We start from the raw sequence: 9660 nt of genomic DNA on the forward strand, positions 1-9660 counted from the left end.
TTTTATTAAGCGTCTAACTCTCCGGCAATAACATTTAAACTTGACAAAATAACAATTGCATCCGACAGCAATGAACCTTTAATCATTTCTGGATACGCTTGATAATAAATAAAACAAGGTCTACGGAAATGCAATCTATAAGGTGTTCGGCTTCCGTCGGTAACCAAATAAAAACCTAGTTCACCATTTCCACCTTCAACAGGATGATATATTTCAGCAACTGGAACAGGAACTTCTCCCATTACAATTTTGAAATGATAAATTAAAGACTCCATACTAGTGTAAACATCTTCTTTTGGAGGAAGATAATAATCCGGAACGTCAGCATGAAAGTCATTTCCTTCCGGCATTTTCGCTAAAGCCTGACGAATGATACTCAAACTCTCCCAAACTTCGGCATTACGAACACAGAATCGATCATATGTATCTCCAGATTTTCCAACAGGAATAATAAAATCGAAATCTTCATAAGAAGAATACGGTTGTGCTACACGAACATCATAATCAACACCTGCAGCACGTAAATTTGGACCTGTAAATCCGTAAGCCATCGCTTGTTCAGCCGATATAGCTCCGACATTTACCGTTCTGTCAATAAAAATTCTATTTCTTTCGAATAAGTTTTCAAATTCTTTCCAAGCTGCTGGAAATTCTTCTAAAAACACATCTAATTTCCTAAAAGCTTCTGGCGACCAATCTCTTTCAAAACCACCAATTCTACCCATATTAGTAGTCAGACGAGCACCACAAATTTCTTCGTAGATCTCATATACTTTTTCTCTAAACTGGAACACGTATAAAAAACCGGTATAGGCCCCTGTATCCACACCAAGAATGGAATTACAGATGATATGATCCGTGATTCTTGCCAACTCCATTACAATAACTCTTAAATATTGCGCTCTTTTAGGGACTTCAATATCCAACAATTTTTCTAATGTCATCCACCAACCCATGTTATTTATAGGTGATGAACAATAGTTCATTCTATCAGTAAGCGGAGTGATTTGGTAAAAAGGACGATTTTCAGCAATTTTTTCGAAAGCTCTGTGGATGTAACCAATGGTTGGTTCCGCCTCTAGAATTCGCTCTCCATCCATCAACAAAATATTTTGAAAAATACCATGTGTCGCTGGGTGAGTAGGCCCTAAATTCAGAATCGAAAGTTCACTTCCGTCTTCATTTAATTGCTCTTTTATTCTCTTAGCATATCGATGCTCTGGTGGTAATAATAGTTCTGACATTTATTTAATGTGAAAAATTATAATAGTGTGTATGTTTAATAATTATCTGTCGTTCTTCCAAAGAAACGGTCATCTTTGTCCGTTCTTCCGCTATCTTCCATTGGAAATTCTTTTCGCATCGGAAAAGAAATCATTTCATCCATATTCAGAATACGTTTCAATTGCGGATGACCAATAAAATTTATCCCATAAAAATCAAACGTTTCTCTTTCCATCCAATTTGAACTTAAGAAAATATTTGATATCGTTTTTATTTCTGGGTTTTCACCATTGATAAACGCTTTGATTTTAATTCTTTTATTTTCGTACCAATTGTGCAAATGATAAACAACCGCAAATTGATGATCAATATCATTATCAGGATAATGAATCCCACACAGATCAGTTAAAAAATGAAAACGCAATGTCGGATCATTTTTCAAAAAAAGAATAACTGCCGTAATTTTATCAGCAGCTACTTCAAATGAAAATATATCTTTTTCCTGCTTGAATTCAAAAACAGCCGAATCAAATGTTTCAACTAATTTTTCTTGGATTTGTATCGTTTCTAGCGCCATTATTTATTTAATATTATAAGAAGCTAATAATTCTTGATATTCTGGAGAACTTCTTCTTCTTACGGATTCAGCTTTAACTAACTCTTGCAATTTCATAACACCATCTACAATTTGCTCTGGTCTCGGCGGACAACCCGGAACATAAACGTCAACGGGAATTACCTTATCAATCCCCTGTAAAACAGAATAGGTGTCAAAAATCCCACCGGAACAGGCACAAGCACCAACAGCAATAACCCAACGAGGCTCTGACATTTGTTCGTAAACCTGACGTAAAATTGGCGCCATTTTTTTTGAAATTGTCCCCATTACCATTAGCATATCCGCTTGACGAGGAGAAAAACTCACTCGCTCAGAACCAAAACGCGCTAAATCATAATGCGAAGCCATCGTTGCCATAAACTCGATACCACAGCAAGATGTTGCAAAAGGCAAAGGCCATAATGAATTAGCACGAGCCAACCCCACAACATCATTCAGTTTTGTAGCGAAGAAACCTTCCCCAACAACACCTTCTGGAGGGGCAACCATATTTATATTTGAATCACTCATGTTTTGTTATTTTGAATTATAAATTTTGAATTATAAATTAAAATGATTTCATTTAAATTTAGCATCCAAAATAAATCTTATTCCCACTCTAAAGCTTTCTTTTTGATAATGTAGAAAAAACCTACTAAAAGCAAAAGCATAAAAATTACCATTTTAACCATACCTTCCATTCCTAATTCTTTGAAATTGATTGCCCAAGGGTAAAGAAAAATAACCTCAACATCAAACAAGACGAATAGTATAGCTACAAGAAAATATTTAACCGAAAATGGAATTCTCGCATTTCCTACAGACTCTATACCGCATTCGAAGTTTTTATCTTTGATTTCGGATGATCTTTTAGGCCCCAATTTTCCTGAAACCAATATAGTACCTATAACAAATCCTACAGCTAAAATGAACTGCATTAAAATCGGGATATAATTTAATTGATCGGATTGCATATTATCGTTGTTTTTGAATAAAAATAAGTCACAAAGATAGGTTTCAAGGATTTAAAACACAAGTGTAAAACAAAATTTAGTTTCGATGAAAATGCGATTTTCTTGTTATTTTAAACGGTTATAAATAATTCCGTATTTACGATGCCGTTTTTTCATTATACCGCAAAAAAAAACGTTCCGATATATATCGGAACGTTTAAACATTCGTAGGCAAAAAAAATAAATTTTTATGCTTAGATCACTGCTACTTTCGCAGCAACTTTTCCTTTTCTTCCTTCTTCTTCTTCATAGCTAACTCTGTCACCTTCGCGCAATTCTTCCGCGTTGATTCCTGATGCATGAACAAAAATGTCTTTTCCTGTTTCTTCGTCTGTAATGAATCCGTAACCTTTAGATTCATTGAAAAATTTAACTGTACCTGTACGCATTGTAATAGTAATAATAATTTATAATGAAGCAAATGTAATATTTAATATAATACGAAATGCTATCTTCTGTTTTTATTTTGTAAAAATATTGATATTCAACGTTTTCTAACAAATTTTATCGACAAACTGCACTTAACCAATTTTAATATGCAGCTCTTTTAACTGCGATGCGTCAATTGTAGATGGTGCGTCAATCATAACATCTCTTCCTGAATTATTTTTTGGAAAAGCAATGAAGTCACGAATAGTTTCCTGACCACCTAAGATCGCAACTAATCTATCCAATCCAAAAGCTAATCCTCCATGTGGTGGCGCGCCAAACTGGAATGCGTCCATCAGGAATCCGAATTGAGCCTTGGCATCTTCTTCTGTGAAACCTAAATACTTAAACATCAATTGTTGCGTAGCTTTATCGTGAATACGAATCGATCCTCCACCAATTTCATTTCCATTCAAAACCATATCATATGCATTCGCACGAACTTTTCCTGGGCTTACTTCCAATAGGTGCATGTCTTCTGGCTTTGGAGAGGTAAACGGGTGGTGCATCGCATGATAACGACCACTTTCTTCATCAAATTCTAATAAGGGAAAATCTACAACCCAAAGCGGGGCAAATACAGCTGGATTTCTTAATCCTAACCGAGTTGCCAATTCCATACGCAAAGCGCTTAATTGTCCACGTGTTTTATCTGCAGGTCCGGAAAGCACAAAAATCATATCGCCTGCTTGAGCACCAGTAGTTTTTGCCCAATTGCTCAAATCATTTTGATCGTAGAATTTATCTACGGATGATTTATAGGTTCCGTCTTCATTGCATTTCACATACACCATTCCTGATGCACCAACCTGCGGACGTTTTACCCAGTCAATCAAAGCATCAATTTCTTTACGAGTATAATTTCCAACTCCTGGAGCAGCAATGCCGACTACTAATTCCGCAGCATTAAAAACCGGGAAGTCTTTGCTTTTTGCCACTTCATTTAGCTCTCCAAATTCCATCCCAAAACGAATGTCCGGCTTGTCATTTCCGTACGTTTTCATCGCATGTTCGTAGGTCATTCTAGGAAATTTATCAACTTCGATGCCTTTTATTTCTTTCAATAAATGCCTTGTCAATCCTTCGAAAATATTCAGAATATCTTCTTGTTCCACGAAAGCCATTTCACAATCAATCTGTGTAAATTCAGGTTGTCTGTCTGCACGTAAATCTTCATCACGGAAACATTTCACAATTTGGAAATATTTATCCATTCCACCAACCATCAATAACTGTTTAAACGTTTGTGGTGATTGTGGCAAAGCGTAAAACTGCCCTTCATTCATTCGAGAAGGGACAACAAAATCTCTTGCTCCTTCTGGAGTAGATTTTATCAAATAAGGTGTTTCCACCTCGCAAAAATCTAAATCGGAAAGGTATTTACGAACTTCCATAGCTACTTTGTGACGGAAAAGCAAACTGTTTTTTACAGGATTTCTTCTAATATCAAGGTAACGGTATTTCATTCTGATATCTTCTCCACCATCTGTTTCATCTTCAATAGTAAAAGGAGGCGTAAGCGAAGCATTAAGAATATTCAATTCTTTAACCAAAATTTCTATTTCGCCTGTTGGAATGTTTTTATTTTTAGCTTCACGCTCAATAACAGTTCCTTTTACTTGTATAACGAATTCACGCCCTAGCGTTTTTGCCAATTCAAATACGTCTTTTTGAGAACGTCCTTCGTCAAAAATCAATTGCGTAATTCCATAACGATCCCTTAAATCAACCCAATTCATAAACCCTTTATCACGTGATTTCTGAACCCAACCAGCAAGAGTAACTTCAGTATTAATATGCGAGGCGTTCAATTCGCCACAATTATGACTTCTATACATGATCCAAATTTTAGATTATTTTGCCCTTTGGGCACGGCTGCAAATTTAGGACTAATTATGAATAATGAATTGAGAATAGTAACTTTTTACACTATTGTTTTTTTATAGTAATTTATTTTCCAATGTTAAGCTTTTGTCTAATGTTATTAAATTGTTATGTAAAAGTTTTTTTAATGTAAAGTATTACTTAAATTTGATAAAGAAAACGAAACATTAACAACTCAAGATATGAAAAAGTGTATTATTTTAGTTGCAATATTATTCTCAGGGATGATTTTTGCACAAAAAGCGGAACCAGTATTAGAGCCTTTTGGTAAAAAAGTTAGAGCAACTTACTTTTTTGAAAACGGTCAAGTACAACAAGAAGGTTTTTTCAAAAATGGAAAATTAGAAGGAGTTTGGGTATCTTTTGATGAGAAAGGAAATAAAACTTCATCTGGAGAATACGACAATGGCAAAAAAATCGGAAAATGGTTTTTCTGGTCTGAAAACAACAACACTGGCATTAGTAATTTAAGTGAAGTTGATTATTCTAATAACAGAATAGCCTCCATTAAAAACTGGAAACAAGATGCATTGGTTGACAGAGACTAATATTAATTTGTACTTATAATAAAAAAGCTTTCGCCTAAAACGAAAGCTTTTTTATTATACTCTTTTTTCAACCAGCCCGCATTACAAAAAAAGCCATAAGCGAAGCAATATAAAGCTTTATTCCACAACAAAAATCTGACGCAAACCGCTATTTATTAACGTACTGACTAGGAACAAAATTCAAAAAGGTTTTAAAACCTGCGCTATATTTTTTTAAATTTACGGTGTAATAGAAGGCTCCTTTCTTTGAATGAAGCATATCCTTATCTTCCAACTTTTCCAGCAACTTCGTAGACATCAACTTTCGATTGAAATTTCCTTTATCAAATTCCATGTTGTAAACAGCCTCGTAAAGACTTTGCAATTGTGGCATCGTAAACTTGTCAGGCAGCAATTCAAACAATAAGGGATGTAACGCAGCTTTATAGCGCAATTTTTCCTTGGCTAGTTCAGCAATGACACTATGGTCAAAAATCAATTCGGGTAATTGATTAATTGAAAACCAGGCAGGATGATAATCTTCATTGATTTGTTGATTGTATTTCTGAATATCAATTAAAGCAAAGAAGGTAACAGAAATAATTCTCTCGGCACCGCCTCTTTTGGGGTCGGAGAAACAATGCAACTGTTCCATATATAAGCCGTCCAGACCAGTAAGTCCTTTAAGTACCCGGACAGCAGCTTCTTCGGCACTTTCATCCTCTTCTACGAATCCTCCCACCAAACTCCACTTACCTTTAAATGGCTCAAAACTTCTCTTTATAACCAACAATTTTAAATCCTGTCCATCGTATCCGAATATGATACAATCAACCGCAAATGAAAAATTCTTTTTTTTCAAATTCTCCTCCATACCCATTAAATTTTACATACATCCTTTTAAAATCAAATGCCCTTTAGTTAAACATTTCAATTGATTAATCAATAACTGAAAAAGCTTAACTAAACGGCATTGATTTGATTACAATAGTAATCAAAAAACTACTTTTTAAATAATAATATTACCAAAACTTAGCATACAAAGCAAAAATAATCAATAATGTGATTACGATCAACACAGTTGTTTGAGGTTTTACCTTAAACATTTCAGTATCTAACTCAAAAGCTTTTGGATTTACTTTCGGCCCTGCAAAACTCACTGCAATCATAATAAGCATTGTGAACATAAATGACAATCCCATACAAATGTGGAATGGTATTTCATATCCGCCTTTTCCATTCGTATAAGCTGTGTATAATAATGTTTCAGTTCCAAATAATGCCGGTGCAAATTCGTTAAACAAAACCGACAATAAGAAACCGGAAATCACCCCTATTATTGCTGCAGTTCCTGTAGTTCTTTTCCAGAACATCCCAAGGAAAAACATGGCAAATACACCCGGACTAATAAAACCCGTATATTTTTGGATATAGGTAAAACCACCCACACCACCAATCCCAAGCACATCATTCCAAGTAAACAAAACAGCAAGAAGCATCGCTGCAAAAACAGCATATCTTCCTATGTTCACCTGACTTCTATCGCTAGCATCTTTTTGAATATACTTCTTATGCACATCCAGCGTATAAATAGTTGAAATACTATTCACTTTACCCGCTAACGATGCAACAATAGCAGCAGTTAAAGCCGCGACAGACAATCCTTTCAAACCAGTTGGCAAGAATGTTAAAACAGCAGAATAAGCACCATCTTTACCTCCTACCAATTGAGGCAAATGACCATTTTCATACAAAACATAAGCAGCAATACCAGGCAGCATAACAATAAGCGGCATCAATAATTTCAATATACCTGCAAACAATATACCGGTACGGGCCGTTTGTAAATCAGCACCTAAAGCTCTTTGCGTAATGTATTGATTGCAACCCCAATAATTAAGATTGATAATCCATATACCCGCCAAATAAGACATCATTCCTGGAAAAGTAAGATACTTATTAATATCATTTTGAGAAGAAGTCGCGGTTGGTTCCGGGATAATCATTTTGAAATGCTCGGGAGCTTCTCTCATTAATACCTTGAAACCTGCAATAGCATTTTCGCCAACTCCAAAATATTGTCCCACAGTTGTCAAAGCAATGTAAGATGTAACAAGTCCACCAATAATTAAAACGGCTACCTGAATTACATCGGTATAGGCAACCACTTTCATACCTCCTAAAGAGATCACCAACGCAAAAACGGCAAGACCGATCATAATAGCGTGTAAGTATTCACCACCAGCCAATCCATTAATGGCTACAGCTCCTAAATATAAAATAGACGTCAGGTTTACAAATACGTATAAGAATAACCAGAAAACGGCCATAATTAAAGCAGTTGATTCATTATACCTTGTTTTCAAAAATTGAGGCATGGTATAAATCTTGTTTTTTAAATAAACAGGAATAAACCAAACCGCTACAATAATCAAAGCAATGGCAGCAATCCACTCATAAGCAGCAACTGCAATTCCTAAAAAGAATCCTTCCCCACTCATTCCAATAAACTGTTCTGCAGAGATATTAGAAGCAATCAAAGAGGCACCGATAGCCCACCATGTAAGTGTTCCTTCTGCCAGGAAATAAGCTTTGGCATCGTGTTCGTTTTTCTCGCGTTTGCGATAAACAGTATATCCGTAAGTGGACACCACGATAAAATAAATAATAAATACTGCGTAATCTGCAAAAGCAAGGTTCTGGTTCATGAGTAATTTGTTTTTTAGAAATTAATATAATAAATGAGATATTCTCTCGTGTTATTTTTTTTTAATGGTAAAAAGCACTGCTTTTACATTTGTTATTATGGCTTACCACATTTCAACATCCTGTGCATAAAACTATATAATTTACAGAATTGATTATAAAATGTGATATATATTTTAATATTAATAATTTTATTATGAATTGCGAAAGTCAAAAGTAAAATAAAAAAGTTTATTTACATCATTTACAAATGTATTTTTTACATTTATTAATGTTAAATAAGTTAAATTCTAAAAAACACTTTCATCAACGTGCTAATTTACAGCACCCCTTTAATTGATTCCATCAGCATCTCATAGTTCTTAAATCTTAAATTAATTACTATTCCTAACCTTTTGTTCCCACTTCCAGGCACTTGCCATCCCTTCTTCCAAAGTTGATTGTGTTTTCCAACCAAGAATATCATTCGCTTTCTCTGTATTGGCATAAGCCGAAATCACATCCCCTTCCCTTCTATCAACTATTTTGTAGGGCAACTTTTGTCCGCTTACTTTTTCGAAAGCTGCGATCACTTCCAATACAGAACTTCCCTTTCCGGTTCCCAGATTAAAAGTCTCTATTTTATCTGTATTCTTTTTGTTTACTAATCGTTGTAAAGCAATAACATGCGCTTTTGCCAAATCTACAACATGGATATAATCCCGTACACAAGTCCCGTCTGGTGTTGGGTAATCATCCCCGTAGACAGACAGTTCTTTTCGTAAACCAATTCCAGTTTGAGTAATAAATGGCACCAGATTTTGTGGCGTTCCTATAGGTAATTCCCCAATTTCAGTGGAAGGATGCGAGCCAATAGGATTAAAATAACGCAACAAAATAGCGTTTATACCACTTACTTTAGCAACATCAGTAATAATTTCTTCACCAATTTGTTTGGTATTTCCATAAGGAGACATCGCAGGCTTAACCGATGCATTTTCGTTAATAGGCATTGCTTCAGCCTGACCATAGACCGTGCAAGAAGAGCTAAAAATAAAATGAGCTTCTTGTTTTTTCTGCAATTCTTGAAGTAGATAGATTAAAGTATTAATGTTATTTTCATATGTGTTTTGTTTTATTTTTTTAATTCGACACCAATAGAGACCTGCTAAAGTTCTCTTTAGACACTTAAATCAGCAATGATACCTTTGTTAATTTTGTTTTTAAATTATTCTTCTATTACTCAGTGTTTTGTTTTATAAAAGGATAAGAAATTGTAAATTTTCATATTCGAGCTTCC

9 protein-coding genes and 1 pseudogene are annotated in these 9660 nt (G+C 34.8%); 1 reads left to right on the forward strand and 9 read right to left on the reverse strand.

Translation table 11 applies throughout. The features are described 5' to 3' along the window. Positions 1 to 5: 5 nt before the first annotated feature. The 6 genes from ACNQGN_RS10885 to aspS form a co-directional block, all read right to left on the reverse strand. Positions 6 to 1244, reverse strand: coding sequence for an NADH-quinone oxidoreductase subunit D (locus ACNQGN_RS10885; protein ID WP_417987858.1), 1239 nt, complete (start codon positions 1242 to 1244; stop codon positions 6 to 8). 35 nt (positions 1245 to 1279) lie between these two features. Then, on the reverse strand, positions 1280 to 1801 hold the full coding sequence (locus ACNQGN_RS10890) for an NADH-quinone oxidoreductase subunit C (protein WP_417987859.1): 522 nt from the start codon (positions 1799 to 1801) through the stop codon (positions 1280 to 1282). Between the two features lie 3 nt (positions 1802 to 1804). After that, entirely contained in the window at positions 1805 to 2353 is a 549-nt protein-coding gene (locus ACNQGN_RS10895; RefSeq protein WP_417987860.1) for an NADH-quinone oxidoreductase subunit B, read from the reverse strand. A gap of 77 nt (positions 2354 to 2430) precedes the next feature. Beyond that, entirely contained in the window at positions 2431 to 2796 is a 366-nt protein-coding gene (locus ACNQGN_RS10900) for an NADH-quinone oxidoreductase subunit A (protein WP_417987861.1), read from the reverse strand. A 233-nt stretch (positions 2797 to 3029) separates the two neighbouring features. Further along, positions 3030 to 3224 (reverse strand): cold-shock protein, encoded by a 195-nt coding sequence (locus ACNQGN_RS10905; RefSeq protein ID WP_007137066.1) that lies wholly within the window; start codon positions 3222 to 3224, stop codon positions 3030 to 3032. 132 nt (positions 3225 to 3356) lie between these two features. Continuing rightward, positions 3357 to 5102: an aspartate--tRNA ligase gene (gene aspS, locus ACNQGN_RS10910; RefSeq protein ID WP_417987862.1), complete on the reverse strand. Its 1746-nt coding sequence runs from the start codon at positions 5100 to 5102 to the stop codon at positions 3357 to 3359. 228 nt (positions 5103 to 5330) lie between these two features. Between aspS and ACNQGN_RS10915 the strand changes: the two genes are divergently transcribed. After that, entirely contained in the window at positions 5331 to 5696 is a 366-nt protein-coding gene (locus tag ACNQGN_RS10915) for a toxin-antitoxin system YwqK family antitoxin (RefSeq protein ID WP_417987863.1), read from the forward strand. Between the two features lie 148 nt (positions 5697 to 5844). Here the strand turns inward: ACNQGN_RS10915 and ACNQGN_RS10920 are convergent, their stop codons facing one another. From ACNQGN_RS10920 to galE, 3 genes and pseudogenes are all read right to left on the reverse strand, one after another. Then, positions 5845 to 6549: an NUDIX hydrolase gene (locus ACNQGN_RS10920; RefSeq protein WP_417987864.1), complete on the reverse strand. Its 705-nt coding sequence runs from the start codon at positions 6547 to 6549 to the stop codon at positions 5845 to 5847. Positions 6550 to 6697: 148 nt separating this feature from the next. Then, positions 6698 to 8383, reverse strand: a complete 1686-nt coding sequence (locus ACNQGN_RS10925) for a sodium/sugar symporter (RefSeq protein WP_417987865.1) — start codon at positions 8381 to 8383, stop codon at positions 6698 to 6700. A gap of 372 nt (positions 8384 to 8755) precedes the next feature. Continuing rightward, positions 8756 to 9484, reverse strand: a pseudogene (galE, locus tag ACNQGN_RS10930) (UDP-glucose 4-epimerase GalE); the annotation flags it as partial. Between the last annotated feature and the right edge of the window lie 176 nt (positions 9485 to 9660).

The organism is Flavobacterium rhamnosi, assembly GCF_048286515.1.
Taxonomy (GTDB): domain Bacteria; phylum Bacteroidota; class Bacteroidia; order Flavobacteriales; family Flavobacteriaceae; genus Flavobacterium.

Excerpts from the sequence above, each read along its gene's own strand:
- ACNQGN_RS10895 (WP_417987860.1), bottom strand. The coding sequence starts at position 2,353 with ATGAGTGATTCAAATATAAATATGGTTGCCCCTCCAGAAGGTGTTGTT.
- ACNQGN_RS10905 (WP_007137066.1), bottom strand. The coding sequence starts at position 3,224 with ATGCGTACAGGTACAGTTAAATTTTTCAATGAATCTAAAGGTTACGGA.
- ACNQGN_RS10890 (WP_417987859.1), bottom strand. The coding sequence starts at position 1,801 with ATGGCGCTAGAAACGATACAAATCCAAGAAAAATTAGTTGAAACATTT.
- aspS (WP_417987862.1), bottom strand. The coding sequence starts at position 5,102 with ATGTATAGAAGTCATAATTGTGGCGAATTGAACGCCTCGCATATTAAT.
- ACNQGN_RS10925 (WP_417987865.1), bottom strand. The coding sequence starts at position 8,383 with ATGAACCAGAACCTTGCTTTTGCAGATTACGCAGTATTTATTATTTAT.
- ACNQGN_RS10885 (WP_417987858.1), bottom strand. The coding sequence starts at position 1,244 with ATGTCAGAACTATTATTACCACCAGAGCATCGATATGCTAAGAGAATA.
- ACNQGN_RS10920 (WP_417987864.1), bottom strand. The coding sequence starts at position 6,549 with ATGGAGGAGAATTTGAAAAAAAAGAATTTTTCATTTGCGGTTGATTGT.
- ACNQGN_RS10900 (WP_417987861.1), bottom strand. The coding sequence starts at position 2,796 with ATGCAATCCGATCAATTAAATTATATCCCGATTTTAATGCAGTTCATT.
- ACNQGN_RS10915 (WP_417987863.1), top strand. The coding sequence starts at position 5,331 with ATGAAAAAGTGTATTATTTTAGTTGCAATATTATTCTCAGGGATGATT.